This window comes from Bacillus sp. WC2507, assembly GCF_052656125.1.
On record NZ_JBQXPN010000001.1, the window covers coordinates 2,406,710 to 2,432,022 of the forward strand.

General features: G+C 34.9%; 29 protein-coding genes, 1 pseudogene and 2 riboswitches. Of the genes and pseudogenes, 23 read left to right on the forward strand and 7 right to left on the reverse strand.

Annotation, left to right across the window (positions count from 1 at the left end):
- Nucleotides 1–25: 25 nt before the first annotated feature.
- The 4 genes from ACUN28_RS12780 to ACUN28_RS12795 all read left to right on the forward strand — a co-directional run bounded on the left by ACUN28_RS12780 (nt 26) and on the right by ACUN28_RS12795 (nt 2,175).
- A complete protein-coding gene (locus ACUN28_RS12780; protein ID WP_016087051.1) occupies nt 26–487 on the forward strand; it encodes a CarD family transcriptional regulator in 462 nt (153 codons plus the stop codon).
- A 548-nt stretch (nt 488–1,035) separates the two neighbouring features.
- On the forward strand, nt 1,036–1,182 hold the full coding sequence (locus tag ACUN28_RS12785; protein WP_000738554.1) for a BC1881 family protein: 147 nt from the start codon (nt 1,036–1,038) through the stop codon (nt 1,180–1,182).
- A 287-nt stretch (nt 1,183–1,469) separates the two neighbouring features.
- On the forward strand, nt 1,470–1,703 hold the full coding sequence (locus ACUN28_RS12790; protein ID WP_000340028.1) for a hypothetical protein: 234 nt from the start codon (nt 1,470–1,472) through the stop codon (nt 1,701–1,703).
- 238 nt (nt 1,704–1,941) lie between these two features.
- A complete protein-coding gene (locus ACUN28_RS12795; RefSeq protein ID WP_000122224.1) occupies nt 1,942–2,175 on the forward strand; it encodes a YuzF family protein in 234 nt (77 codons plus the stop codon).
- 67 nt (nt 2,176–2,242) lie between these two features.
- Here ACUN28_RS12795 and ACUN28_RS12800 read toward each other — a convergent pair whose 3' ends face one another.
- On the reverse strand, nt 2,243–2,518 hold the full coding sequence (locus tag ACUN28_RS12800) for a hypothetical protein (RefSeq protein ID WP_001087721.1): 276 nt from the start codon (nt 2,516–2,518) through the stop codon (nt 2,243–2,245).
- Between the two features lie 719 nt (nt 2,519–3,237).
- On the opposite strand from ACUN28_RS12800, the gene ACUN28_RS12805 reads away from it, so the two are divergent.
- Both ACUN28_RS12805 and ACUN28_RS12810 read left to right on the forward strand, forming a co-directional pair.
- Nucleotides 3,238–4,362, forward strand: a complete 1,125-nt coding sequence (locus tag ACUN28_RS12805; RefSeq protein WP_016087052.1) for a helix-turn-helix domain-containing protein — start codon at nt 3,238–3,240, stop codon at nt 4,360–4,362.
- Nucleotides 4,363–4,377: 15 nt separating this feature from the next.
- Entirely contained in the window at nt 4,378–5,337 is a 960-nt protein-coding gene (locus ACUN28_RS12810) for an alpha/beta hydrolase family protein (RefSeq protein ID WP_016087053.1), read from the forward strand.
- Between the two features lie 200 nt (nt 5,338–5,537).
- Here the strand turns inward: ACUN28_RS12810 and ACUN28_RS12815 are convergent, their stop codons facing one another.
- The 3 genes from ACUN28_RS12815 to ACUN28_RS12825 all read right to left on the reverse strand — a co-directional run bounded on the left by ACUN28_RS12815 (nt 5,538) and on the right by ACUN28_RS12825 (nt 7,175).
- Nucleotides 5,538–6,194: a GAP family protein gene (locus tag ACUN28_RS12815; RefSeq protein ID WP_016087054.1), complete on the reverse strand. Its 657-nt coding sequence runs from the start codon at nt 6,192–6,194 to the stop codon at nt 5,538–5,540.
- Nucleotides 6,195–6,207: 13 nt separating this feature from the next.
- Nucleotides 6,208–6,966, reverse strand: coding sequence for a MerR family transcriptional regulator (locus ACUN28_RS12820; protein WP_016087055.1), 759 nt, complete (start codon nt 6,964–6,966; stop codon nt 6,208–6,210).
- A 65-nt stretch (nt 6,967–7,031) separates the two neighbouring features.
- Complete coding sequence (locus tag ACUN28_RS12825; protein ID WP_016087056.1) at nt 7,032–7,175, reverse strand: hypothetical protein; 144 nt, start codon at nt 7,173–7,175, stop codon at nt 7,032–7,034.
- 353 nt (nt 7,176–7,528) lie between these two features.
- Between ACUN28_RS12825 and ACUN28_RS12830 the strand changes: the two genes are divergently transcribed.
- The 6 genes and pseudogenes from ACUN28_RS12830 (at nt 7,529) to ACUN28_RS12855 (ending at nt 12,127) form a co-directional block, all read left to right on the forward strand.
- Nucleotides 7,529–7,699: a DUF4083 family protein gene (locus ACUN28_RS12830; protein ID WP_016087057.1), complete on the forward strand. Its 171-nt coding sequence runs from the start codon at nt 7,529–7,531 to the stop codon at nt 7,697–7,699.
- Between the two features lie 186 nt (nt 7,700–7,885).
- A complete protein-coding gene (locus ACUN28_RS12835; RefSeq protein WP_016087058.1) occupies nt 7,886–8,344 on the forward strand; it encodes a DUF2262 domain-containing protein in 459 nt (152 codons plus the stop codon).
- Nucleotides 8,345–8,676: 332 nt separating this feature from the next.
- Nucleotides 8,677–8,907: pseudogene (locus ACUN28_RS12840) on the forward strand (hypothetical protein); the annotation flags it as partial.
- Between the two features lie 216 nt (nt 8,908–9,123).
- A riboswitch (purine riboswitch) is annotated at nt 9,124–9,227 on the forward strand.
- A gap of 175 nt (nt 9,228–9,402) precedes the next feature.
- The gene (locus ACUN28_RS12845) at nt 9,403–10,284 is read left to right on the forward strand and encodes a 5'-methylthioadenosine/S-adenosylhomocysteine nucleosidase (protein WP_016087060.1); all 882 of its coding nucleotides are present in this window, start codon (nt 9,403–9,405) and stop codon (nt 10,282–10,284) included.
- Nucleotides 10,285–10,496: 212 nt separating this feature from the next.
- Nucleotides 10,497–10,853, forward strand: a complete 357-nt coding sequence (locus ACUN28_RS12850; RefSeq protein ID WP_001229419.1) for a hypothetical protein — start codon at nt 10,497–10,499, stop codon at nt 10,851–10,853.
- 446 nt (nt 10,854–11,299) lie between these two features.
- The gene (locus ACUN28_RS12855; protein WP_016087061.1) at nt 11,300–12,127 is read left to right on the forward strand and encodes an endonuclease I family protein; all 828 of its coding nucleotides are present in this window, start codon (nt 11,300–11,302) and stop codon (nt 12,125–12,127) included.
- Nucleotides 12,128–12,274: 147 nt separating this feature from the next.
- On the opposite strand, the gene ACUN28_RS12860 is transcribed toward ACUN28_RS12855, so the two are convergent.
- Nucleotides 12,275–13,705 carry a YfcC family protein gene (locus ACUN28_RS12860; RefSeq protein WP_016087062.1) on the reverse strand — a complete coding sequence of 477 codons (1,431 nt, stop codon included), beginning with the start codon at nt 13,703–13,705 and terminating at the stop codon, nt 12,275–12,277.
- Between the two features lie 200 nt (nt 13,706–13,905).
- On the opposite strand from ACUN28_RS12860, the gene rraA reads away from it, so the two are divergent.
- The 7 genes from rraA to ACUN28_RS12895 all read left to right on the forward strand — a co-directional run bounded on the left by rraA (nt 13,906) and on the right by ACUN28_RS12895 (nt 21,428).
- On the forward strand, nt 13,906–14,385 hold the full coding sequence (rraA, locus tag ACUN28_RS12865; protein WP_016087063.1) for a ribonuclease E activity regulator RraA: 480 nt from the start codon (nt 13,906–13,908) through the stop codon (nt 14,383–14,385).
- A 338-nt stretch (nt 14,386–14,723) separates the two neighbouring features.
- Nucleotides 14,724–16,448 carry a DUF4430 domain-containing protein gene (locus tag ACUN28_RS12870; RefSeq protein WP_016087064.1) on the forward strand — a complete coding sequence of 575 codons (1,725 nt, stop codon included), beginning with the start codon at nt 14,724–14,726 and terminating at the stop codon, nt 16,446–16,448.
- A gap of 57 nt (nt 16,449–16,505) precedes the next feature.
- Nucleotides 16,506–17,312, forward strand: a complete 807-nt coding sequence (locus tag ACUN28_RS12875; RefSeq protein WP_016087065.1) for a DUF4430 domain-containing protein — start codon at nt 16,506–16,508, stop codon at nt 17,310–17,312.
- Between the two features lie 22 nt (nt 17,313–17,334).
- The gene (locus ACUN28_RS12880) at nt 17,335–18,213 is read left to right on the forward strand and encodes an energy-coupling factor transporter transmembrane component T (protein WP_002108021.1); all 879 of its coding nucleotides are present in this window, start codon (nt 17,335–17,337) and stop codon (nt 18,211–18,213) included.
- Complete coding sequence (locus ACUN28_RS12885) at nt 18,186–19,847, forward strand: ABC transporter ATP-binding protein (protein WP_016087066.1); 1,662 nt, start codon at nt 18,186–18,188, stop codon at nt 19,845–19,847. The genes ACUN28_RS12880 and ACUN28_RS12885 overlap by 28 nt, the downstream gene beginning before the upstream one ends.
- Nucleotides 19,820–20,521, forward strand: coding sequence for an ECF transporter S component (locus ACUN28_RS12890; protein WP_445423391.1), 702 nt, complete (start codon nt 19,820–19,822; stop codon nt 20,519–20,521). The genes ACUN28_RS12885 and ACUN28_RS12890 overlap by 28 nt, the downstream gene beginning before the upstream one ends.
- Before the next feature lie 184 nt (nt 20,522–20,705).
- Entirely contained in the window at nt 20,706–21,428 is a 723-nt protein-coding gene (locus ACUN28_RS12895; RefSeq protein WP_016087067.1) for a YwiC-like family protein, read from the forward strand.
- A gap of 32 nt (nt 21,429–21,460) precedes the next feature.
- On the opposite strand, the gene ACUN28_RS12900 is transcribed toward ACUN28_RS12895, so the two are convergent.
- Entirely contained in the window at nt 21,461–21,652 is a 192-nt protein-coding gene (locus ACUN28_RS12900) for a hypothetical protein (RefSeq protein WP_000544998.1), read from the reverse strand.
- Nucleotides 21,653–21,774: 122 nt separating this feature from the next.
- A riboswitch (SAM riboswitch) is annotated at nt 21,775–21,873 on the forward strand.
- 101 nt (nt 21,874–21,974) lie between these two features.
- Between ACUN28_RS12900 and ACUN28_RS12905 the strand changes: the two genes are divergently transcribed.
- The 4 genes from ACUN28_RS12905 to ACUN28_RS12920 all read left to right on the forward strand — a co-directional run bounded on the left by ACUN28_RS12905 (nt 21,975) and on the right by ACUN28_RS12920 (nt 23,823).
- A complete protein-coding gene (locus ACUN28_RS12905; protein ID WP_000171478.1) occupies nt 21,975–22,232 on the forward strand; it encodes a hypothetical protein in 258 nt (85 codons plus the stop codon).
- Nucleotides 22,233–22,436: 204 nt separating this feature from the next.
- Complete coding sequence (locus ACUN28_RS12910) at nt 22,437–22,874, forward strand: SWIM zinc finger family protein (RefSeq protein WP_116329297.1); 438 nt, start codon at nt 22,437–22,439, stop codon at nt 22,872–22,874.
- A 23-nt stretch (nt 22,875–22,897) separates the two neighbouring features.
- Nucleotides 22,898–23,473 (forward strand): NAD(P)H-dependent oxidoreductase, encoded by a 576-nt coding sequence (locus ACUN28_RS12915; protein ID WP_016087070.1) that lies wholly within the window; start codon nt 22,898–22,900, stop codon nt 23,471–23,473.
- Nucleotides 23,470–23,823, forward strand: coding sequence for a hypothetical protein (locus ACUN28_RS12920; protein WP_016087071.1), 354 nt, complete (start codon nt 23,470–23,472; stop codon nt 23,821–23,823). Before ACUN28_RS12915 ends, ACUN28_RS12920 begins: the two co-directional genes overlap by 4 nt.
- Before the next feature lie 40 nt (nt 23,824–23,863).
- Here ACUN28_RS12920 and ACUN28_RS12925 read toward each other — a convergent pair whose 3' ends face one another.
- Nucleotides 23,864–25,210 carry a short-chain fatty acid transporter gene (locus tag ACUN28_RS12925; protein ID WP_016087072.1) on the reverse strand — a complete coding sequence of 449 codons (1,347 nt, stop codon included), beginning with the start codon at nt 25,208–25,210 and terminating at the stop codon, nt 23,864–23,866.
- Nucleotides 25,211–25,313 lie beyond the last annotated feature (103 nt).

The following is a 25,313-nucleotide window of genomic DNA, read 5'->3' on the forward strand; positions in this document are numbered from 1 at the left end:
GTTACCATATATGGAGGTGAATTATATGTTTCAAATTGGCGATAACATTGTTTATCCAATGCACGGAGCAGGTATAATTGAAGCCATAGAAGAAAAAGAATTCTCAGGAAAAAAACAACAGTATTATGTTATAAAAATGTCAATCAGTAATATGCAAGTCATGATTCCTATGGGTAAAATACTAAGTTCGAGTATACGCCCAGTTACTGATATACTTGCATTAAAACACATTATACACATTTTTCAGCATGGAAAATCAGATAAATTATTGCCGTGGAAACAAAGGTATAAAGTGAACACGGACAAAATAAAAACGGGTGAAATACAAGATGGTGCTGAAGTTGTACGTGATTTAATGCGTATGAAGAAAGAAAAGGCACTGAATACAAGCGAAAAAAAAATGTTGGATAACGCACATGAATTTTTGATTAGTGAACTAGGATTAATTAAAGGGATCACTGAAAATCAAATAAAAAGTTTCTGTTAAGATTCATTATATATAATGTATTACATCCCCCGAAAATATCCTGAATTTTTCGGGAATATGATGATTATTAAAAGTAAATCATTTCAAAGACATTCAACTTCTTCAACTCACTTTTAGAGTAGGAACCTCTTTTGTTATTACTTCAATCTTATCCATTTTTATTTTTAAATTTCTTTTACGAACGTTCAAAGTTTCATCAAATAACTCGATTAAATAGTCACTTGATTTTTGCAATCCTGATTCACACTGGCACGGACAAGGATCCGTAAGGATGAGAGAGAGGTAGGGCTTTCATTGTTTTAGGTAATATATTATCTAAGTCATTATTTCTAGAAGAAAAAACAATTAATCTCACCGCTATCTCTTTAAGAGTTCCTTACATCTACTGAGACAGTGAATAGCAATTGTTTATCTTCTTTACGTAAAATTGATAAACGAACTGGTAACACCATATGGTCAACTACAAAAAATGGTTTCCAGACCAGGAAACCATTTTTAATCTTATTTACATAACAATAGTAAATGAAGCAGTAAGAAGGGGTGCACACATGAAAAAAATGTTAACAAAAGAATTAAGTAATGAATTAAGGAAGCGAGAAGGGATTATTTCTATTACAGTTGAGCCTTATGAAAAAATCGAAGTTGGTGGAATTCGTGTAGATGGACCAGCTGTGATTCTAATTAATCAAGAATAGCTAAAAATAGCTGAATGAACGAAGAAAAGGATCAGCCTTTACGAGAAGGGCAGATCCTTTTTGTTTGCTACAGCTAATATGGGATATACGTAACTTTTATCTGATGTGTTGGAAGGAGAGGGTCGGGATTATCATGGTGGAAAGCTTAATATTGGTAGGATTTCTTTTTACGTTATATAAATTAGTTGATAAAAAAATAAACTAATTATTTAAAACGATATATTGTTTCCTTTTTAAGAGCAAGATTTATTTGAGAGTGAAACGGATAATTTAAAGGAGGAATTTAGATGGATGCAAGGAAAGAGCGCATAAAATACGAGAAGATATCAAAGAATTATGATCGTATTTATTCAGTTTCGTTTATCCTATTAATTATACTTGTTTGTAGTAGTGTGATTATCATAGGAGCTACAGGAGGAAAATATGGAGTGTATTTATTGTTAGCAATTTTACTTAATGCACGTATTACGAAAGAATCTCAAAAAAAGTATGAGCACTATTCTAATAAAGGGCGTATTTAAAATCATACATATCCTAAAAGGAACAACCTAGATGTACATTCAAAATATCCGCATATCATCATCTATTAACTAGTAAAAGTAACTTTATATAAATAATTTTTAGCAATTTAGAAATAGAAACCGTACCTTAATTAAAATGTTATTTCCGTTCCTATAATGAATTATCCTTCTAGCATATTTATAAGATTTATATCATATATTAGGAGAAAGAATGCAAATTAGAAAGGAGTCTTATAGAATGAGTTATTCGGAAGGAAATGACTTGAGTGAACAACATATGGTAAGTACACCTAATCCCTACGTATATCAGACATTACAATCAGTAATTGGTAAATATGTGGTTATTGAAACTGTAAGAGGTAATGTAAGAGGAAAGTTAAAGGATGTGAAACCAGATCATTTGCTTATTGAAGATACGGTACCGTATATTGTACGAATTCAACAAATTGTATGGATTATGCCAAAACAATGATTAAATTACATCTAATTTGATTTATAACAAATTGGTTTCATAGACGTCCAAATAAAAACACAGGATTTTATCTCTGTGTTTCTTCAAATTTTCTTTTTTGAATATATGCTTGAGCATGGATAATTTCTTGCTGAAGTTCTTTTAATTCTTCCGTAGATCCTGATTCAATCCCCATGTACGTAGTAACTAGACTAATCATCATATCCATCTTCTCTACTATATTTTGAATGACCTGTTCAGATTGCTCTTTTTTAGGGTGTTGTATTGCTATTAATACATTTTCTATATAATTGTTCTTTCTTTGCTGGATATCATAAATAAACTGTTTTGTGTTTGAGTTCATTTGTTTTCCCTCCGTTTTGGATATATTTTCATTCTATCATATTTGAATAGAAGATATTGAATGGGCCGTTCTTACTTGCAACATTCATCGGTCAAAGGGATTGTCACAAGTGATTTTGGTGAAGAAATCAATTATAAATGGTATGAAGTTAAGAGGTAGGTGAAAAGAGTGATTCTAAACCGAGTCACTCTTTTGTTGTATAATTTTTAAATCTTAATAGATTAAATGTATTGTAAAGAAGAACAAAGCGATAGTGAACGCAATAAATTTTTACCATTTTGTTTAGGAGATGTTACTGTGAAAACTATAGAAATTGAAATCCACCCCTAACGAAAAAAATGAGCTTTTTATTACAAATTAGCACAAAATTTCGTTCTGGGGGTAGTTGTCTTTTGTTAGCTTGATAGCGATGTGGTGGGCCCCCTACTATGGGGTTTACTTTACTTCCAATAACGATAATTATGTAAATAAGCTGATCACTGGATTCTCATAAAAAACGGTGGTGAGATAAAATTTTTGATTTTGCAGCACTTCTAAATCTTAGCTAGATGGCTATATATCGGTACCCTACAATAAAAAGGCAGGAACATATCAAATATGTTCCTGCCTTTAATTTTAGACAGATGTTTCCCAACAGTTGATTTTGTTAACGAAAGTCGACTTTAAATCCATATTTTGTATAGAATATAGTACATATAATAAAAGTATGAGGTGATACAGTGAGAGAGATTCAGATTCATAAAATCATTGCGGATAAGAGAAAAGAAAAGGGAATTACACAGGAAGAGTTAGCGGCGTATATCGGTATTACGAAGGCATCTGTTTCCAAATGGGAGACAGGGCAGAGTTATCCGGATATTACATTTTTACCACTGTTAGCATCGTACTTTAACATAAGTATTGATGAACTAATTAGTTATACACCACAAATGGAGCAGGAAGATATTAAAAATTTATATCATCGACTAGCGGAAGCTTTTAGTGAAGAACCGTTTGATGAAGTAATGATAGAATGCAGAGAAATAATTAAAAAATATTATTCTTGTTTTCCATTATTACTTCAAATGGGACTACTTTTTATTAACCACCATATGTTAACTGAGGATACGGATAAAAGAATTGAAATTTTAGAAGAAGCAATGTATCTCTTTAGCAGGGTGCAAGAAGAAAGTGATGATGTATCTCTTGTGAAAGAGGCGGTATCGTTTCAAGCAACTTGCTATCTTATACTCAATAGACCAAATGAGGTGCTTCAATTACTTGGCGAAACGATACGTCCTAACTTTCCAGAGGAAGATCTAATCGCACAGGCGTATCAAATGCTTGGAAATGCTGAAAAGGCGAATGAAATGATGCAAATTAGTATGTACCAACATTTAATACAACTCGTTGCGACAATACCGAATTATGTAATATTAAATGCCTCAAGCGCTGAAAAGGTAGAGGTAATTTTAAATAGAGCTTTTATGTTAATAGACGTGTATGAAATAGAAAAACTACATCCTAATATGACTTTAAAAGTATACTATGCTGCTGCACAAGTATATTGCATGCAAGGGAATTTTGAAAGAGCATTAGAAATGTTGCAGAAATACGCAACAGTTTGTGCAGCTAGTTTCACAGTAAATAGTCTGCATTTACACGGCGATTCCTATTTTGATGCGATTGATGAATGGTTTGCAGAATTTCCGCTCGGCGCTAAAACGGTTAGAAATGAAGAAATTATAAAAAAGAGCATGTTACAAAGTATTGCAGAGAATCCAGTTTTCACTCCGATGAAAGATATAAGAGAGTATAAAAATATAATAGTGAGTTTGAAATTTAAATTAGATATAAAAGAATAGAGGGAGGAAAAAATTATGGCTTTTGACGAATGTGAAGTAGCGATAAATAGTGAATTTACCTTGCTCGGTACGATTACTAAACCGAAAGCTGACGGGAAGTATGCTGCGGTTGTCATTATTGCTGGATCTGGAGAGATTGATCGTGATGGAACGATATTACCGCTAAAGCTTGCGGCGAATATATATAAAGATTTAGCACATATAATGGCGAGGCTTGGAGTAGTGACGCTCCGTTTTGATAAGCGCGGAGTAGGAAAGAGTGAGGGAGAATTTCTGAAGACTGGAATGTGGGATTTAGTTAGTGATATAGAGGCTACGATTATGTATTTAAAAGAACAACCATTTGTTGATCCGGAAAATATCATTTTAGCTGGTCATAGTGAAGGATGTATGTTAGCGACGGTAGTAAACGCAAGAACACCAGTTAAGGGGCTCTTATTACTTACGGGAGCTGCGGAATCATTAGAAGAAGCTACGAAAAGACAAAGGGAGATTATTTATAAGGAGTTAAAAGAGCAAAAAGGAATAAAAGGAAAGTTAATGCGTCTTCTCAATATTGAGAAACGAGGAGAAAAGCAGGCACAAAAGGCAACAGAGAAAATGATAAACTCCAAAAAAGATATTGTGAAAATTGGTTTTAAGCCAATGAATGCAAAGTGGTTTAGAGAGCATTTTCAGCATGATATTTATAAAGATTTACAACAAGTAACATGTCCAGTACTAGCAATTGCTGGTGATAAAGACTTTCAGGCAAATCCTGAAAAAGCGAAGAGAATTGGTGATTATGTGAAAGGTGATTCTGAAGTACATGTAATAAAAAATATGGATCATACCTTGAAATATTTCGAAGGTGATTTTAAAGCGTTGGAATTTAAAAAGATTTATGTGGAAGGAGCAGATAAGCCACTTCATCCGCAGCTGGAAGAAATAATTAAGAATTGGATGAATACGAATTTTATCCTGCATCAAAATTAGATGAATATGAGGAAGAGGGAAGGGAGAGTAACTGCCTGTAAAAGAAGGATTGGTGTGGCCTGAGCTTGTAGGTGTAAGTGTAAGTTCTTCTACATTAGTAATTTCAAGCATAATAATCCCTTCCTTATTGTAAATACTCTAATTCGTTTAACATTACTTTTGAGCTAATAAGATCTTTTCTAATACTTTGGTAAAACACCCTATAAATAATCCAGGCTATTTAATATTAGGAGGAGGCCAACTATACACATAATCCATGACAGAGCTGATCCTGTACTATTAGCGATTTTCATTCGAAGTCTCTCGAGGAGTTTTTGCATCCATCGACCAAATAGGAGATAGAAGAGAAACAGCACGAGAGAGGGCAGTACCATAATAAAGTTGTATCCTGCTAAAATAGAAGACCATTCTATCCATGATAGATTAGAAGTAGTAAGTATGCCAATTGCTGCAAAATAAGGAAATGCAGTCCCCGCTTCAATTAATGTAGTAGTGAATCCTAGCGCAATCATTGAAAAAATACTTTTTGATTTTGGTGAAGGGATCTCTAAAGTTTTCTTAGGTGGAATATAAAAGCTTGCGATGAATAATATGACTCCAATAATAAAGAACGACCAGCTTACGATTCGGTTTTGAAATACGCCAGAAATAAACTTAAACAAAAAATCTAATCCTAACATGAGTGAAACTCCAACAGCAAAATAACATCCTGCTACCGTGAATAAATAAACGAATAAACGTTTCGTAAGATTCTCTTTATCTGTTAAAAGTAGATATATTGTTACTCCTATTGTAGTAGGGCTTAGCGTGTCCAATATGGCCAATCCGCCTATTAGGAGAAGTTGTTCTGTACCCATCGCTCGTGCCCCCTTATTTCGGCTTAGGATTATTCTTTTCAATCATGAAAATGGCATATGCTTCGTTCATAAACTGAAGCACATCTTGATCAATTGGATATAAATTCAGCTTCTCTGATTGTTTTGGAGACATCCGTATCTCCCAAAGTTTATCTATAAATTCATCCTCACCTTCAAATTCTTCTAAGCGTTTTTCCTCCATTCTTCTTATGATATTTTGGACTTTCGTTGCTTTTGGTCCGTCCTTCATATAACGCTTTAACTGACCTATGAGAGCAATCCATTCAAGTGAATTAGAACAGTCACTTGCCATTTTAGGAACCTTTGACAATAGTTGTATCTCTTTTTCTTTAAATACAGATTCGCGATAATACTGTTGTATCTCTTTATCTTTGCTGGATAATTGCATGATCTTCTGAATCGCGATCCAGCTTTCTTCTCCTTCTATCGCAATTCCATTTATCATTTCCCGTAAGGATAATTCTATTTTCTTTAAATTTTCCTGCTCATTTATTACATAAGATAATTGACTCTTTAAACTATCCGACCAATCCCACTTATTGAAGTCGAGCATATGTTTAATCTCTTGTAACGGAAATCCAACCTTTTTTAAAAATTGAACCTGCTGAAGTTTTTTTATTTCTTCATTTGTATATAAACGATGGCCACCCTCTGTTTTGGATGCTGGTTTTAATAATCCGATTTTATCGTAATAACGCAGTGTCCTTACTGTAACGCCTGTTAGTTCTCCCACTTTATTAATGTGTATCAACTGATAAACCTACCTTTCTGTACGTTGAGATTCTATCGTTAACGATTATTTTCTTCATTCCACATCTATTCTTCTTTACTAAAAAAAATTTTAAGTAAGTAGCCTGCTCCTAATCCAATCAGTGCACCAGGAAATGCATGATCCAGTGATAGTCCAATACCTGCACCTATAATGACACATCCATAAATAATAATATCGCCCTGTTTCATCTGAAAACCTCCTATTTTTCTAATTTCTTTTATGAAATTGCTAAATAGTAGCTACTTAACAGTATATAAAATGACCCAACGTCAACTTCAAGTGTTTTTGATTTTTTATTAATAAATGTCTCTCGCTATTTGCCGGGCAGTAAGATTTACGCATCAAAATTAGGCAGATTTGAGGAGAGTGGAAGGGAGAGCGATGACCTGTAGAAGACCTGTGTGTTAATAATAAGAGGTGTGGAAATGTATTAGCATCAATGAGACATTATGTTAACGTATCATGAATAACTGATACAATCGAAATTACGCAACAAATCACATCTTCCGGATAGTATAATAAGGAAAAAGGGGTTTGGATAATGTTTTTAGGAACTAGTATTTATTACGCCATCACCGCATTGATTATCGGTGTATTGTTGGGAGGAATTATACGTATAATTTTGCATACTAGTAATCGCAAAAAGCAAAGTCCAGTTGAGCAAAAGTTAGATAGGATTATTCAATTGTTAGAAAAACAAAATAAGGATTGACCCTCTCCCAAAACGGGAGGGGGTTGCTGTTTTATCGGCAGAGGGGTGAAGTATAGGATACTTCACTGCAATTCAATTAAAGTTTTACTTTCTCCATAATGCAGGTTTTATATAATATGAAAGTCAACGCTATAACTACTTAAAATATAACAGTATCTCTTTCACATATAGAAAGGAAATGAAATCATGGAAAAATCAATAAAAAGTGAATTGATTGGAATGTTTATCTTTAATGAAACTTTTCATACATATGAACAAAACGAAGGAGAAGTACATTGGGAATTGGATATTAGAAATGAACGTGTACATGTACATGAAATGATGAAAAGAGCAGAAAAGCTTTATGTATGTTTAGAGGAATTTGATAAAAAAGCTAAGGTCGCTATAGCGGAAGAATTAATAGAGTATAAAAATGATTTTTGGCCTGAATATGATGAGAATGATGAACATTTAGATTGGGATGCTGTAGATGCAGGAGAATATGATATGACGAAAGAAACATTTGAGCGGTCTATTACTCTGATGGACATTGTAATGAGAGAAAATGATATATATTGCGAATATAATGATGGAGATTTATTTGGTGGACATAGAATCCATGCTTCTTTTGACAATGAGTACAATTTATTAGCTGCAGAGATTTAGTTTTGAGCGATGAAAATGAAAAGGATTGATTACTATAATCAATCCTTTTTGTCATTATTATAAGATAACGGTGAAATACTAGGTAGAGAGTTGCATAGTGTTAACGTATTATCCGAAAGGAGTCTCCTTCCTGGGGCGTGTGAAAGGCGATAGTCTAGCGGTAGGTGGGAGATGAATTTCGGTTTGGTTTAGCCAAACATTTGGTGTTCCTATTTATTTCGCCCCTCATATAATCCGTCTTATAAGAGGTAACGTTTGGTATAACAATGAAAGTAGATAATAATCTTGTAGTGTTCAGGTTTTGTAATTACCGTCATAGCTTATGGGAAATGAAGCGAATTGGTCATTATGTGAAGGGTGATTCAGCAGTACATGTAATAAAAAATATGGATCATAGTTTAAAAAGTTTTGAAAGAGATTTTAAAGTATTAGAGCTTCAAAAGAACTATAAAGAGGGAGCGGGAAAGCCACTTCACCCGATGCTAGAAGAAATAATTGTGAATTGGATAGAGGCGCATTTTATCTCGCAATACGAGAGGAATAAGACTTCCAACTCAATATAAGGTGGAAGTGAGGAAAATCAATTGTTGATATACGATCGGTTGTTGTAGGTGAATCTAGTTTAGTATTTGTGTTGTAAGTTTTTTTGTGTTTTTATCCCCTATATAATGAAAAACCTATTGGTTTTAGTTTTAAAAACGAACGTTTTAGACGTTTTTGATAAAAATGTTCACATTTAGATTGCGTGTACACTAAAAGTTTGATATATTACCAATATAATAATTTTACACATCATCACTCGTATATACTCGGTAATATGGTCCGAGCGTTTCTACCTAGTTCCCAATGAAAGAACTGGACTACGGGTTAAAGTATTCGGCCGTGCTGTTCAATGAGCGCTACCGATCTATAATTTGGCAATTGTTTTATCTTTTGCTTAATTAACTTTGACTACCGTAGTTCTAGAAAGTAGAGATTTTTCTACAATTTCTAGAACTTTTTTGTTTGGACCAAAAGCATCGAGTATAGAAAACAACAAGAGAAAGAGGAGATTATTTATGAAGAACAATATGCTGAAAAAGTGTGCGGCGCTAGTAACTACTACGGTATTGTCATTCTCAATACTTGCGGGGTGTAATGCAAGTCCAAAACAAGTAGTAGAGGCAAAAAATAATCAACAACCTATCTTAATTCAAGGGCCAATGCCGATAGAGGCTGAGAAGTTTGCCAAAAGGTTAAAAAATGTGAAGGAAGAAAAGTCTGGAACTTTTACATTTTATAAAGGCACTGTCGACAATTATCCTGTAATTGTTGCGAAAACAGGTAAAGGAATGGAAAATACAGCAGCCGCTACAGCAGTGGCTATTGAAAAATATAAGCCTATAGCGATTATTAACCAAGGAACATCAGGTGGACATGATCCTAATTTACATGTATTTGATATTGTTTTAGGAAAAAAAGTCGCGAATATAGGTTCATTAAAAACAACAAATATGGATGAGAATCAAGGGATTGAACCGACAAAATGGATTTCAATGGACTTAATGGCTTCGGAAGGAAGTGCAGGAGAAGATCCAAATGCTGAGAAAATCCGATACTACGAAGGAGATAAGGATTTACTTGCAGCAGCTAATGCGGTAAAAGATAAATATACAAAAGGTAAAGTGGTTGAAGGGACTATAGGTTCAGCAGATCTTTGGAATAATGAAGTGGATAGAATTAAGTGGTTCCATACAAAATACGGTACATCTGTAGAAGAAATGGAAGGCGCTGCAGCGGCGCAAATTGCAAAAGCTTATGATGTACCATTTTTAGGAATTCGAGTATTATCCAACAATAAAACAAACGGCGGAAAATACAACCCAAATACAGCGGCGGCAAATCAAGAATATGTATATGAAGTAGTTAAAAAGTATATAGATTCGATACCAAATAAATAGTAGTAGTTCTGTCCCAACATAAACGTCAAGTAACTTTAAAAGTTTCCGAGATTAATGAACTTATCTTAGGAATGGTAGTTGAAAAAGAAAAGCTTGTTTCTTATAAAAAATATAAGAAACAAGCTTTTTTATTTAAAATAAATTGGGTAATTAAACTATAACATCAATGTGTATCATTGAATATCATAATAATATAATGGGGGTGATGTTATATGGCTCTTACTACAGGACCAATTGAAAACGTAGGAAATCAACCTGCTAATGCAAATAGAGTTAGGGTGAAGATCCTTAACCGTACTGCGGGCCCACTTACTGGAGTAGCTAGAGTTTTTAGACTTGACGGTTCATTAGCATTAATTGAACAGGTAAACTTCAATGTGAATTCTAATGCTTCTACTTTTGCAACTCTAAGTTTAGTTCATCCTGCTTTTGGACAAGCATTTGAATATGAAGTTCAAATTGTTCCTAATCAACCTGGTGGACTATATAGTGTTTATGGACTAACAGCTGAAAGTGTTATCATTACTGCACAACGTGTTGTGAACTCAGAATTGACACAGTTTCTCTAATTAAAATAGATTGGTGCCTACATGGTATCCAATCTATTTTTGTACTTATTCTTCAGAGGAAGAAGGGTTTTACACCAAAAAATAAAGACAATTATAGAAAAAGGAAAAGTCGAACTATCATCTTAATTTTTATTCAAAATGTTTTTTGAACGATTTATCAAATATGCATAATTGCATAAAAAAATTGAAATATATAAGTTAACATTAAACTACTTTTTAATTGTAAGGAATATTTTAATAATCTTTACTAGAGAAGGATATTCCTTGTGAAAAGTGAAATTGCTTGAAAAGTAGATAAACCAAAGTGGGGAAATGATACAGACTCAATAGAGTTTTTGTATTAAATAAAAAGAAAAGGGTGGGTATGGCTTTCTAAAAGTTTTGAGGGATAGAAAGTTCTTTTTAGTTAATAGCTTCAAATTATATTTTAAAGGGGAAATGGGTATATGAAGTTTCGGAATACAAAGCTTGCTATGGTTACACTATCTTCATTTTTTATTTTAGGTACTGCATCTCTATCATTCACAGATATCATACACGGTGAAGTAGCTTCTGCATCACCACAAGAGATTACTGTAAAAAGCTATGACGATACATATTATAATAATGCAATAGGAAAAACGGGTTTAGAATTAAAGAAGGAACTGCATAATATTATTGATGATCATACAAAGTTATCATACAGTGCGGTTTGGGAAGCGCTAAGAGATACTGATGAAGATCCAAATAATAAAAACAATGTGATACTCTTATATACTGGGCGTTCGCAAGGGAAACTTACGAATGGTTCAGGAGTGGATAATTGGAATCGAGAGCATGTTTGGGCAAAATCACACGGTGATTTTGGCACGACTGCAGGACCTGGAACAGATTTGCATCATTTAAGAGCGACGGATGTATCTGTAAATAGTTCACGTGGAAATCTGGATTTTGATAATGGTGGCGTAAATCATTCGGAAGCGACAGAATGTAAATATGATAGTGATTCTTGGGAGCCTCGTGATAGTGTAAAAGGAGATATCGCTAGAATGCTATTTTACATGGCTGTTCGTTATGAAGGAGACAATGGGGAAATAGACTTAGAATTAAATGAAAAGGTGAATAACAATAAAGATCCATACATGGGCAAACTATCTGTTTTACTAAAATGGAATGAACAAGACCCGGTAGATGATTTAGAGCGAAAGCGTAATGAAGTGATTTTTACGAAATATCAACATAATCGTAATCCTTTTATTGATCATCCGGAATGGGTAAATAAAATTTGGAACTAAAATACTTAAAGGTATTTTACTTTGAGAGAAGGGATTGATCACTATGATCAATCCCTATTTATATCTATACTAGAATAAGTGATTTTTATAGGATTGGAGAGGGGAATAGGATAGATATTTTATCAAGTTAAGTATAATATGAGTCTTTTAATAAGGTCCCCACTCAATATTCACGCCAACAATAAGAAAAATAAGTCCGATGATAAACCAGATGAATGCAAGAGGAGCCATAAACCGAATCCATTTTCCGTAAGAAATGCCGCTCGCTGCGAGTACGCCCATTAAAACACCGGAAGTTGGATTGAGGCAGTTTACCACACCTTCGCCGAGCATAACAGCTTGTACTGTAACTTGGCGTGTAATGTGCATGAAATCAGCTAATGGAGCTAATATCGGAATGAAAATAACAGATTCTCCTGTCCCGGATGAAATGAGGAAATGTAATGCGGCACTACTTACATACATACCGATAACGCCAAATACAGGGCTTTGTCCTTCGAGAGACTGTGCTAGCTGATTCACAATTGTATCAAGCAATTTGCCTTGTTCTAAAATGACTGAAATACAACGAGCCATTCCGACGATCAAAGCACCGTATATGAGATTTTGGCAGCCTGCTAGAAAAGTAGAAGCGATATCGTTTGCTTTCATGCCGCCTATTATTCCCGCTGTAATTGCTATGAAAATAAAAGTAGCGGTCATTTCTGCGTCTGTCCAATGTAGACGAAAAGCGCCTATTAAAAATGCAATTAACGATAAAGCTGAAACGAGTAAAATTAATTTGTGGCGTATTGTCCAAGGAACTTCTGTTTTCTCTATTTCTCTCTCACTTGAAAGAGCATTACTTGGAAACCAGTTGTCACCGAGAATGCTTCCTTTATTCGATTTCTTTAAACGTTTTACGTACCAATTAATATATAAAATGGTAGCAATTAAAAAAGAGATATAAATTGCCGTGCGTAAACCAATCCCCGAAAACATCGGAAGTTCTGCAATTTTTTGTGAAATGCCTAAAGGTGAGGGAGATAGAATAGTAGCATTAAAACCGGCATAAGTGCCTAAATAAATAATTGCTACGCCGACGATAGCGTCCCATTTTAATGTACGTGCAACGATGATGCCGATGGGGATAAAGCCAATAACTGAGTTAACGATAATACCAGTCGTTCCGAGAATAGAAAAGAGTGCGGCGACAATGCAAATGAAAAGTAATTGCTGATTACGAAATTTGTTAATCACATGATAGATTAAACCGTCAAGAGCACCTGTTTTTTCAAGAATGGCAATAGCCCCGCCCGTAAATAAAATTAAAAAGATGATAGGAGCAGCAAGTGTCATTCCTTTTTCAATAGCGGTAAAAAAAGAAACAAATCCTACCGGCGATTGTGGAACAGAATGATAACTTCCTGGTATTGTCGTTGTAACAGTCCCGTTTGTAACTCTTTTAAACTCTCCAGCAGGAACGAAATATGTAGCTATTGCACAAAGTAAGGCAATAAAAAATAGTAGTACGTACGCGTCAGGCATTTTAAATTTTCGTTTACGCGGCTGTTTTTTTGCCTCAGTCTGTAATTGCATAAAACTCCTCCTTTTTCACTTGGTTAATTTTTAATATTCTGAAACTTATCTGTGAAATCGATTATAATAAAGGTTGCTTCCTAAGGCAATAGTTTTTCTGTCCTTTTTCTGCACATACAAATTCTTGCAACATTAGACAGGGAAACGAAAATAATCCAAGAATATGTTATATAGAAAGAATAAGGAAAAGAGGGAAAAAGATGTGGAAAACTACGGATCTATGTGATGAGTTTGAAAATGAATTGCAAATATGTCGCCAGTCTTTTCGGTCTTTTGGGAAGAAAGAACAATTCCACGGGAAAATTGCAACGGTAAAAGTGAAGGATGATAATGTACTAGTGAAGGAAGGATTGCAAACACTACCAGAAGGAACGGTATTAGTTGTTGATGGCGGAGCATCTACGAATTGTGCGTTACTTGGTGATAATTTGGCAGCTATTGCGGAGGAAAGAAAGCTAGCAGGAATTATTGTATATGGTTATGTTCGTGATTCTAGTGAACTAAAGAATATGAATATAGGTATTTTAGCGTTAGGGACATTACCAAATAGAAGTGTAAAAGAAGGGAAAGGAGAACGAAATATTTCATTGCAATTTGGACAAGTAGAATGGAAGCCGAATGAATATGTGTATGCGGATGAAGATGGCGTCATTATTAGTGAAAAGAGTTTGCATCGTTAAAGGCTAGTAAGTTACTATTCTTAGAAAATAAATCCGATAAAGCATGGACAAAATTCTTTGTCAATAGTAAAATAATACAGAAATTTATAATTTACAGAATGTATAGGTTTATCGTTTTACGATAACTGAAATGGAAGTAAGAAGTGCCTAGAAAAGTGAATGTTATCGCAATGATACGTTCATAAACAAAATTATTTTTCCTATACAAATATAGCCGCGCATGATGCGGGTAGGAGGTGTTGCACAGTTTGTTCGACACTTACAAAAAAAGAGTGTCAATTGCACGCCCTTGAAGGGCCTTTTTTTGTGTGAATAGTAGTAAGGGAGGAAATTTTGGGATGGCAATGTTAAAAAAATGGCTGCTTACGTCGTTAATGGCAGTTACACTTGTATTTGTTTCTTTTGCGAATACAGTACATATTACGTTTGCTGAAGGAAATACAGCAAAACTTGCAATTATTGGTGAATCACAAAAGGGCATTATGTTATGTCCGAAAGAAGAGCAAATTACAGATGGGGAAACAGCTTTAAGTTTGCTGCAAAAAGTCATGGGGGACAAAGTAACAGCAGAGACGATGTCGTTTGGAACGTATGTTAAAGGCATTGACGGCTTAATGGCTGGGGACACAAGCGGCTGGTTGTATGATGTAAATGATAAATCTGCAGAAGTTGGAGCAGATAGTTATAAATTAAAGTCTGGAGATGTTGTTGTCTTTCGTTTTGTTGCAGACTGGAGCAATATGAGCCAGGAAACATTACAGCAAACATTAGATAAATTTGGTACTTGTAAAACTGTAGAAGAACCAAAGACAGATGACCCAAAACCAGAAGACCCAAAAACAGATGATCCAAAAACGGATGATCCAAAACAAGAAAAACCAGAAGAACCAAAAACAAATGATGAAAAGATAGAACAACCAAAGCAAGAGAACATTCAAGTTCCAGCAGCGAAAGTAAATGACGCGATCTCTAAGACATCTGAAAAGATGTTACAAGATGGAATTGAAAGTGATTGGGTAGCTTTAGGCCTTTCTCTTTCTGGAAAGAATGTTCCAATTGAGGCGAAATTAAATTATGTTAAGTCAGTAACTGAAAAAGTAGAAAAGCGCATTAACCGTTTTTCAGCGACAGATTTAGCTAGAACGATTATTATGATGAATGCAATGCAAGCAGACCCTACAAAGGTTGGCGAACATAATTTAGTTCAAAAATTGTATGAATCAGATAAAGTAAATTCTGTTACAGGTTATACATTTGCTTTACTTGCATTTGATACGAAGAAATATGAAGTGCCAGTGAATTCAAAATGGAATCGAGTTGCTTTAGTAGATGCGCTTTTAAACTCACAGCATACAGATGGCGGCTGGACTTACGATAGCGCAAGCAGTAAAGACAGTGCTAGTAGCGTTGATGTAACAGGTATGGTTTTATCAGCATTAGCTCCATATCAAGATCGACCAGATGTGAAGACAGCTGTAGAAAAAGCTGTTGCCTATTTATATAAAGAGCAACTAGAAAATGGTGGTTTTTCTGCTGATGGACAAGAAAACTCTAATAGTGTTGCGCAAGCAATTATTGGACTATCACTTGTGAAAGATGTAGATCAAAACCGTCTACATAAGGCAGTGCAAAATCTACTGTCATATCAACTTCCAAATGGTGAATTCAAATGGTTACCAAGTGATCAAAACGGTAGCGGAATGGCTACAGAGCAAGCGTTATTAGCACTACTTCAGTTTAAAGATCTTGAAAAATCGATTTATGACTGGTCAAATGTATCTGTTCCTGAAATCGATACGAAACCAAATGTGGATTCAGAAAATGTTGTAGTAGAAAAAGAAGTTACTGAACAACCAGAAGAACAAAAGCAAGTACAACAAGAAACGAGAGATGACACTCTAAAAGTTGTTGTCGATAACGAACCGGTTAAAAATAAAAAATCCGGAAATGGTAGCACGTTACCAAAAACAGGAGCATCTTCTCATAGTGCAGCTACAGAAGTAGGTATGGGTGTATTATGTATAGCTTCTGCATATGTATTATGGAGACGTAAAGCAGCTTAACAAAAATTAGGAGCAATCATTTGCTCCTAATTTTTAATATGAAAGGTGAGAGACAACATGAGTAAGATAAAATGGATCATTTCTTTAATGCTTTCACTTGGGTTACTTGCCGGATGTGAAGAAGCAGCTGTAAAGCCTGAGAAGAAAGTAGAACCAAAGCAAGAAGAGGTAGCAAAACAAGAAGAGAAAAAAGATGAAGCGAAACCGGAAGAAAAACCGGAGGAGAAACAAGCTGAACAAGAGCAAAATAAGCAAGACGACCAGAAAGAGAAACAAGAACAAAAAGTAGAAGAGAAGCCGAAAGAAGAAAAAACACAGGCACAACCGGAAGTAAAGAAAGAAGAAAAACCTCAGGAACAGCCTGCCGCTAAGCAACCAGAACAACAAAAAGCACAAGAAGAGAAACAACAACAACCGAAAACACCAGAAGTAAAAGAAGAAGCGAAGGTTGTGAATCAGCCGAAAGAAACACCGAAGCAGGAGCAAAAGAAAAATCCAGAAGAGAACAATAGTGTACCAACTCCGCCAACACCGGTACCACCACCAGAACCACCTAAACCACAAGCAAAACAAGTTACGATCTCAGTAAAAGGTAATGAAGGATACTTATTAGGTGCGAAAAAGATGGATGTACAAGAAGGCGATACAGTGTATAAAGTATTGCAACGTACAGGTTTAGATGTGGATGCGAGTGGATCTAAAGGCGATGTTTATGTAAAAGGGATTAATGATTTATATGAAAAAGATATTACAGCTACTAGTGGATGGAAATATCGTGTGAACGGTGCGTTTCCAAACCATAGTGCAGGTGTAGTAACAGTTAAACCAGGAGATACAATCGAGTGGGTGTATGTATTAAAATAAGAAAGGCATTCGGTAAAGGACTATGAAAATAAGTTTTTCTTCTTTACATCCTTTTGTGAATTTTTTCTATTATATCGGGGTGATGATACTATGTATGATGTGTCTTCATCCTCTTTTTTTAATTGGGGCAATTCTATTAATCGTTATAATCAATGTGATGCAAGGGAATAGCGAAAAGATAAGAAAGATGTTACCGAGCACAATCGTTTTCTTTTTTATGGTCATTTTATTTAATTCGTTATTAACGCATAGAGGCCGAACTACATTATTTTGGTTAGGTGATAGCCGTATTAAGCTTGAGGCGATTATGTTCGGACTAGTAATGGGGTTATTATTAGTTGCGATTATGTTTACGTTTGCTTCGTATAATGATATTATTTCAAGTCATAAATTTTTATATTTGTTTTCTAGAATTTCACCGAAAGTAGCATTGTTAACGATGATTACGGTGAGGTTTGTTCCATTGTTTATGAGGCGATTACAGAAAATAACACTCGTCCAAAAGACAAAAGGTATACAAGTAGATGCAGGTTCCATTGTGGAACGGGTGAAAAACGGTATGCAATTGCTACAAGTATTATTAATTTGTTCATTAGAAGATGCGCTGCAAACAGCAGATTCTATGCAAGCCCGTGGATTTGGTGTAACGAAGCGTACGACATATATTCGGTATAGAATGGAAAGACGAGATTGGTGTACGCTCAGTTATTTAAGTATTCTACTTATCATTGCTATTATATGTAATACGTATGGCGGGGGAAAGCTAATCATTTATCCGAAAGTCGAATCTATTCTATTTCAGCAATACGATGGAGTGATGTTCGGAGTATTTATGATGTTTATTAGTCTACCAATTATAATGGAAGGAAAGGAATGGATATGGTGGCGCATGCAGAAATAAACAATTTATCATTTGTATATGCTGATGAGAACGAATATGCGTTACAGCATATTTCTCTTTCTATTCAAAAAGGAGAGTTTATTGCACTTGCTGGAGGGTCAGGCTCTGGAAAGACGACTTTATTGAAACATTTTAAAAAGGAATTACTTCCAATCGGTACACGTTCAGGAGAAATTTTTTATGAGGACGTTTTATTAGAGGAAGTACCTGATTTATTATCTGCACAAGAAATTGGTATGGTATTTCAAAATCCAGAAAATCAGCTCGTAATGGATACGGTCATTCAAGAATTAGCATTTTCTTTAGAAAATATCGGGTTACCATCACAGATTATTCAAAAACGAATAGCAGAGCTTATTAGCTTCTTAGGATTTCAAGATTTATTGCACCAATCTGTTCATACGTTATCTGGCGGGCAAAAGCAGCTCGTCAATTTAGCTGCGGTATTAGTTATGCAGCCAAAACTATTATTATTAGATGAACCGACGGCGCAGTTAGATCCAATTGCAGCGAAAGAGTTTTTAGGATTGTTAAAACGTATTAACGAAGAACTTGGCATTACGATTGTTTTAAGTGAACATCGTTTAGATGAAGTGATACCACTTGCAACACGCGTTATTTGTATGAATAATGGTCAAATCGTGTATGATGGCAGCCCTAAAACGGTTATAGCGAACATGTGGGAAGTTGAAAAGTTCCGTCCATTTATTCCGCAAATTCCAAGATTGTTTTTAGAATGGAATGTAGAAGATATTCCGTTTACAGTGCGAGAAGCGCAAATGAAACTGAATAACTTTTCAGAGATATCATATGTGAATGAGCCAGTAGCAAAAAGTGAAAAACACGAAGTTATTTTAAGTGCAGAGCATATTTCGTTTCAATATGAAAAAAATAGTCCACTTATTTTACGAGACTTAACCGTATCGATTGAAAAAGGAAAATGGGTAGCTCTCGTTGGAAAAAACGGTACCGGGAAGTCCACGCTTTTGACGATTTTAGCGGGATTGCAAAAAGCGAGAAGAGGGAAAGTAAAGTGGAATGGGAAAGTGATACATAAAATTGATTCGAAAGAACGATTTAAAAGTATCGGGTATGTATCACAGCATCCGTATTATCATTTTACATTTGATACAGTGTGGGAAGAAGTGTATGAACGTGCACGCGAGTTATACGGAGAACAAGGAAAAGAAATAGCAGAAGATATGTTGAAGAAGTTTTGGTTGTGCTCGCTTAAAGAACGCCATCCGCATGATTGTAGCGGGGGAGAGCAACAACTACTTGCGTTATGTACAACGTTATTATCAAAGCCGACTTTATTATTACTTGATGAACCGACAAAGGGATTAGATCCGTGGAAAAAAGAAAGAGTAGGAGAGGTATTTAGAAAGCTACAAAAAGAAGGTACAACAATTGTAATGGCAACGCATGATATTGAGTTTGCAGCGAAATACGTTGATCAATGTATGATGTTATTTGACGGAGCAGTCATTATGAATGATACACCGAAAGAATTTTTTAGTGGCAACTTCTTTTATACAACCTCTATTAATCGATTTATTCGAAAAGAGTTACCATATGCATTAACGTGGGAGGATGTGTACGAAGCGTGTCCAAACGATATGTTGCATTCATAATATGTATTTTTGCAGTAATAATAGGCACATTACTCTTTACTACACTTATCATGGACGGTTATTACATGTTAAGTAGTTTGTTTTTATTAGTTGTTATTATGTTACCGTTTTATATCCGCTTTGAAAGAAAGGCTTTTGTTTCACGTGAAATTGTACTCGTTGCTGTGTTAGCGGCAATTGCAGCAGTTAGCCGCGTACCATTTTCGATATTGCCAAGTGTACAACCGACTTCATTTGTCATTATCGTTTCTGCAATTGTGTTTGGGAGTGAAACTGGTTTTATGATTGGTGCAACAGCGGCTATCGTATCTAACATTTTTTTAGGACAAGGTCCGTGGACGCCGTGGCAAATGTTTTCGTGGGGTATGATTGGTTTTATAGCTGGATTATTACGTAATACATTTTTAATGCGAAAGCTATGGGGAAGACTTCTATACGGATTGTTTGTTGGATTTTTATTTGGCTGGATTATGAACTTCTGGGGGCTTCTCGGTTTCATACGTGAGGCAACGTGGGAAGCTGTCATTTCGTATTATATCGCAAGTTTTTATTTCGATTTGAGCCATGCGATTTCGAATGTTGTTTTCTTACTATTATTTAGTACGTCTTGGATTACGATTCTTACAAGATTTAGAAAGAAATATGGCATATTAGAAAAGCATAACATGGCATAGAAAAGCATACTCATATAAGGTAGGGTCGCGACTTACATATTCGTTTGCCTCTTTCATGCTTCTTACATATTGTAAGGAGCATTTTTTATTGTCAAAAAATCGATTCAATATATATCCGTTATTATATAAAATTATTTGTATAATAGTAGGTGAGAGTTATTTTCAAAAGGGAGGTGTATAGTTAATGAAGTTAGTTATTCCGAAGCAACACGGTGCATGGGCTATGCTCGTTATACCATTTCTATTAAGTGTTATTCTTGGGAAACCTACTATGTATCATATTCCATTGTTTTTAGCTTGGTTCTTTATCTATTTAGCTACGTATCCATTTCTTATGTACATAAAGCAAAGACGAAAAAAAGAGTTGTTACATGCTGCAATTGTATATTTTATCATCGCGTTCGTATTTGGAATGATTTCTCTATTATATGAATGGCGCATCCTTTTATTCGTAGCAGTAATGATTCCATTATTTATTGTAAATATGTATTACGCTCGTCAAAAGAATGAAAGAGCGTTACTAAATGACATTAGTGCGATTATTGTTTTCTGTATTGGCGGTTTAGTTAGTTATTATTTTTCAATGAAACTTATAGATAAAACAGCACTATTTATTGCACTTATATCATTTTTATATTTTTTAGGAAGTACGTTTTATGTGAAAACGATGATACGTGAGAAAAATAACCCGAAGTATCGTTTTATATCTTGGGGTTATCATATTGTATTAACAATCATTGTATTTGCTATGAATCCGTGGTGTTCTCTTATTTTTATACCAAGTGTCATGCGAGCAATTATGTTGTACGGTAAAAAAATTTCTATTATAAAAGTAGGTATTTTAGAAATTGCTAATTCTGTATATTTTTTAATCATAACGGTAATAATTATGAAGTATGCCATTTGAAAAAGCTTCCCATCTTATGATGGGAAGTTTTTTCAATCTTGTTCTAAAATGTGAACCGTGTAATCACAACGTTGAATAGCTTGTTCGATCGCATAAAGGGATTGTTCAATACGTGCGCGATTAAAATCTTTTTCAACGGTCTGTAGCGCTGCTTCTAAACAATGTTTTGCTTCTTGTAATGATTGAAAAGAATCTTGTACATATCCGCGAGCATTTTCGTGCATTTCATACTCCTCCTTGCATATTCATATATGTATAGTATGAACAGGAAGAAAGAAAATATAATTTGTTGTATTTGTTTGACAATTGAAATGAAATTACGTATAGTAAGATTTAAGTGAATATTTTCTTATCCAGAGAGGTGGAGGGACTGGCCCGATGAAACCCAGCAACCGCGATGCAGGTGCTAATTCCAGCAGAACATATTTGTTCTGGGAGATAAGACGAAGATATATACGTAACTTCTTCTTATCGGAGAGGTTTTTTTGTTGTCAAAAAAACCGATTACGAAAATTTATATTAAGAAGAAAGGGGTTGCGAAGTACTGTGACACTCGAAAAATACGTAAAACTGCGTAGTACAGTTTATGAATATATGATAGAGCAAGATAAGCCAATATCATTGTTAGATATTCAAGAACATATCGTTTCGCATCATGAAGGAAAATTCACGAAAAAGATGTTACATCAATTTTATTTATCAAGACTATTAGATGAACTGAAACTGGATGGGAAAATTACATTAGCTGATGAATATCTCTATACTGAAAAAGGGGTATTTTATAAGGCGAGAAAAGGGAGCTAAGCTCTCTTTTTTTGAAGTATGTAGAGTAAAAGACTGCTGAAGCAGCCTGATACAAGGGAATGGTGTTGAGTGTGTAGTGTCAAAGATTGAATGTGCCTGAAAGAGGCACTTCATATCGGCTGCAAATGAAAAGAGACACCTCCGCCGAATAGGTGTCAGTCGTTTTGTCATATAGACTTACTATTTGACAGTTATTAGAATAACATGCAGGGTTTTGGAAGTCAAAAGGGAATTAAAGGAAGAGGTGTTGTTATGTACGCTTACTTATTACATGATATAACGAAATGGATTCCGAAATACATTGTAGATAGAGGATACGAATATTATGAAGATGGACATGTAGAAGATGTTGAAATACACGATAAGAAAGTTTTTGCTTTCGTTACTGGAAATGCAGGAAACTATGAAGTGATTATTGATCTTGAAGATTTTACAGAAAGTAGCTGCGAGTGTCCTTATGAGAATCTTTGCAAGCATATGGCGGCAGTTGTTTATGATATTCAAGGTGCTGGTGAAAGTACGGTAAAAGAGAAACTGAAAGATTTAGAAAAGGAAGAGTTACTTACAGTATTAAATCGTTTATTACAAAGTTCGAAAAACGTACAAATTGTAGAGAAGATGTTAAAGAAGGGGAAACTTTAACTTATAGAGGGAGTTGTTTTGTAGTGAATGTACTAATTGTATACGCTCATCCTAGTCCTTCCAGTTTTAACGCGGCGATTTTAAAGCATGTGCAAAAAGGATTACAAGAAACAAATCATTCGGTTACGGTACTTGATTTATATAAGGAACAATTTGATCCAGTCCTTGTATTTAATGAAGAGAAGAAAAGACGTGATTTAGTAAATGAGGAAGAGACAGCGCGATATAGAAAATTAGTGGAAGAGGCAGATACGCTTCTCTTCATCTATCCGATATGGTGGTGGGGGATGCCTGCTATTTTAAAAGGATTTATTGATCGCATTTTCGTAGCTGGATTTGCTTATAAATATGAAGGTGCCCTGCCGAAAGGATTATTGAACGGAAAGAAAGCGTGGGTTATTAATACGTTGGACTCGCCTTTATGGTACGTCGCATTATTATACCGATCAGCAGATTGGATTATGATGAAGAGAGGCGTTTTACGTTTTTGCGGTATTCGCGATATAAAACGGTCAGTGTTCCAATCAGTGAAAACGAGTAAACTAGAGAAGCGGGAAAAATGGTTAGTACAAATAGAAGAAAAGGCTCGTACATTATGAATGAAATCGATCGTATTCTAAACTGTTGTGGGTATGATAACGAACTTTTGCGAACGTATATTACATGTTTACTTCAATTGAAAAAATGTAGCGAAACATTTCAACAAATGACGATTCAATTAAGAAATGATTATCTAATAAGAGGGATTTGTGAAAGAGAAGTTGATGAGGTGGTAAGAGGAAGTAAAGAATATGAAACATATTTTCTTCCTAAAGCATTACAGTGGAATTTCCTTAAGAACAATCCAGATTTAATTGAAAAAATATGTGAAGACTTTTTTGCATTTGAGGCGTTACATCTTACGGAGATAGAGTGGGAAAGGATTATAAATTGCGTGGGAAATAAATAATTTATTATGTAAAAAAGCTAGTATAAAACTAGCTTTTCATTTAGATAAATAAGAAACATAGACTAATGATAAATCCTGCATATAGTAAGTTCACAACGCAAAATCCCATAATATCACGAGCACCTAAACCAGCTATCGCTAATGCCGGTAATGCCCAGAAAGGTTGAATTAAATTTGTCCAAGCATCACCCCACGCAATTGCCATTGCTGTTTTTGCAGCAGGGACACCAAGTTCAGCACCAGCTGGAATCATAATGGGTGCTTGCACAGCCCATTGACCGCCGCCAGACGGAACGAAAATATTAACGATGCCAGCACTTAAAAAAGTAAAGAGCGGGAAAGTCGTTTCGTTTGAAATGCTAATAAAGAAATTCGAAATAGCTCCTCCAAGTGAAAGTCCTTCACTATTTGCTCCAATCATCATTCCCATAATTCCTGCGTAAAACGGAAATTGAAGTAAAATACCAGAAGCACTTTTCGTAGAGTCCGAAAAAGCGCGAATATATTGAATCGGAGTACGGTGGAAAATAAGTCCAGCAATTAATAACATAAAAATCACGATATCGAGAGTAAGGTTAAAGCCTTTCGTATAAAAGTAATTGAAAATATAAATGAGACCTAACAATCCAACACAAAGTGTAATAATGATGCTATTTTCCATTTTTTCAGCGAACGTATTGTTCCCTACTTCTTGAGCGGCAGCTTCTTCATGAAATACGCTAGGATCTACCGTTATCGTATGTTTTTCATCTGGATGCATCGCTTTATTAATGAGAGGCATCGTAACGAGAAAAATAATAACTGGAACGAGTGTGTATGGTGAAAATAATGTTTCTGTTATTGGAATCGCTTCTTTTATACTTCCCGCTGTCGTTTTAATTAACGTTTCGCCGCCAGTTGCTAACGTAAGAGGAATAGAAGCAGAAAGCCCCGCATGCCAAATGAGAAATCCAGAGTAAGAAGAAGCAATTGCTAGTCTATAATCTAATCCTTCAAGCTGCCTGGCCACTTCTTTTGCATATAAAACAGATACAACAATACCAAATCCCCAGTTTATGTATGCTCCTAGTAAACTTACGATTGAAATGGCAATAATACCTTGTCCATTCGTTTTCGGTAGTCTTGCAGCTTTCGTTAATCCTTTTTTAATAAGAGGAGCATTTGCTAAAGCAGATCCTGTTACGAGTACAAGTGCCATTTGCATAGAAAAGGCGAGTAGTCCCCAAATGCCATTACCCCAGTGATTAATCATTTCCACAGGTGTTTGGTGCGTTGCAAACATGCCGAAGAAGATAACAAAAACAGTTAATAAACATGATAAAATAAACGGTTCTGGCAAGAAACGTTGCACTAAGGCGACGCAACCATTAGTAAAAGAACGAAACAAAATAGATCAACCTCCTTATGTATGTTTATTACAATTATTCGAGGTTATTTGAGTAATACCCTTTAATATATATAAAATTCAGAAATTTAAGGGTATTGTCATA

Excerpts from the sequence above, each read along its gene's own strand:
- ACUN28_RS12780 (WP_016087051.1), top strand. The coding sequence starts at position 26 with ATGTTTCAAATTGGCGATAACATTGTTTATCCAATGCACGGAGCAGGT.
- ACUN28_RS12785 (WP_000738554.1), top strand. The coding sequence starts at position 1,036 with ATGAAAAAAATGTTAACAAAAGAATTAAGTAATGAATTAAGGAAGCGA.
- ACUN28_RS12790 (WP_000340028.1), top strand. The coding sequence starts at position 1,470 with ATGGATGCAAGGAAAGAGCGCATAAAATACGAGAAGATATCAAAGAAT.
- ACUN28_RS12795 (WP_000122224.1), top strand. The coding sequence starts at position 1,942 with ATGAGTTATTCGGAAGGAAATGACTTGAGTGAACAACATATGGTAAGT.
- ACUN28_RS12800 (WP_001087721.1), bottom strand. The coding sequence starts at position 2,518 with ATGAACTCAAACACAAAACAGTTTATTTATGATATCCAGCAAAGAAAG.
- ACUN28_RS12810 (WP_016087053.1), top strand. The coding sequence starts at position 4,378 with ATGGCTTTTGACGAATGTGAAGTAGCGATAAATAGTGAATTTACCTTG.
- ACUN28_RS12815 (WP_016087054.1), bottom strand. The coding sequence starts at position 6,194 with ATGGGTACAGAACAACTTCTCCTAATAGGCGGATTGGCCATATTGGAC.
- ACUN28_RS12825 (WP_016087056.1), bottom strand. The coding sequence starts at position 7,175 with ATGAAACAGGGCGATATTATTATTTATGGATGTGTCATTATAGGTGCA.
- ACUN28_RS12830 (WP_016087057.1), top strand. The coding sequence starts at position 7,529 with ATGTTTTTAGGAACTAGTATTTATTACGCCATCACCGCATTGATTATC.
- ACUN28_RS12835 (WP_016087058.1), top strand. The coding sequence starts at position 7,886 with ATGGAAAAATCAATAAAAAGTGAATTGATTGGAATGTTTATCTTTAAT.
- ACUN28_RS12845 (WP_016087060.1), top strand. The coding sequence starts at position 9,403 with ATGAAGAACAATATGCTGAAAAAGTGTGCGGCGCTAGTAACTACTACG.
- ACUN28_RS12850 (WP_001229419.1), top strand. The coding sequence starts at position 10,497 with ATGGCTCTTACTACAGGACCAATTGAAAACGTAGGAAATCAACCTGCT.
- ACUN28_RS12855 (WP_016087061.1), top strand. The coding sequence starts at position 11,300 with ATGAAGTTTCGGAATACAAAGCTTGCTATGGTTACACTATCTTCATTT.
- ACUN28_RS12860 (WP_016087062.1), bottom strand. The coding sequence starts at position 13,705 with ATGCAATTACAGACTGAGGCAAAAAAACAGCCGCGTAAACGAAAATTT.
- rraA (WP_016087063.1), top strand. The coding sequence starts at position 13,906 with ATGTGGAAAACTACGGATCTATGTGATGAGTTTGAAAATGAATTGCAA.
- ACUN28_RS12870 (WP_016087064.1), top strand. The coding sequence starts at position 14,724 with ATGGCAATGTTAAAAAAATGGCTGCTTACGTCGTTAATGGCAGTTACA.
- ACUN28_RS12875 (WP_016087065.1), top strand. The coding sequence starts at position 16,506 with ATGAGTAAGATAAAATGGATCATTTCTTTAATGCTTTCACTTGGGTTA.
- ACUN28_RS12880 (WP_002108021.1), top strand. The coding sequence starts at position 17,335 with ATGAAAATAAGTTTTTCTTCTTTACATCCTTTTGTGAATTTTTTCTAT.
- ACUN28_RS12885 (WP_016087066.1), top strand. The coding sequence starts at position 18,186 with ATGGATATGGTGGCGCATGCAGAAATAAACAATTTATCATTTGTATAT.
- ACUN28_RS12895 (WP_016087067.1), top strand. The coding sequence starts at position 20,706 with ATGAAGTTAGTTATTCCGAAGCAACACGGTGCATGGGCTATGCTCGTT.
- ACUN28_RS12900 (WP_000544998.1), bottom strand. The coding sequence starts at position 21,652 with ATGCACGAAAATGCTCGCGGATATGTACAAGATTCTTTTCAATCATTA.
- ACUN28_RS12910 (WP_116329297.1), top strand. The coding sequence starts at position 22,437 with ATGCAGGGTTTTGGAAGTCAAAAGGGAATTAAAGGAAGAGGTGTTGTT.
- ACUN28_RS12920 (WP_016087071.1), top strand. The coding sequence starts at position 23,470 with ATGAATGAAATCGATCGTATTCTAAACTGTTGTGGGTATGATAACGAA.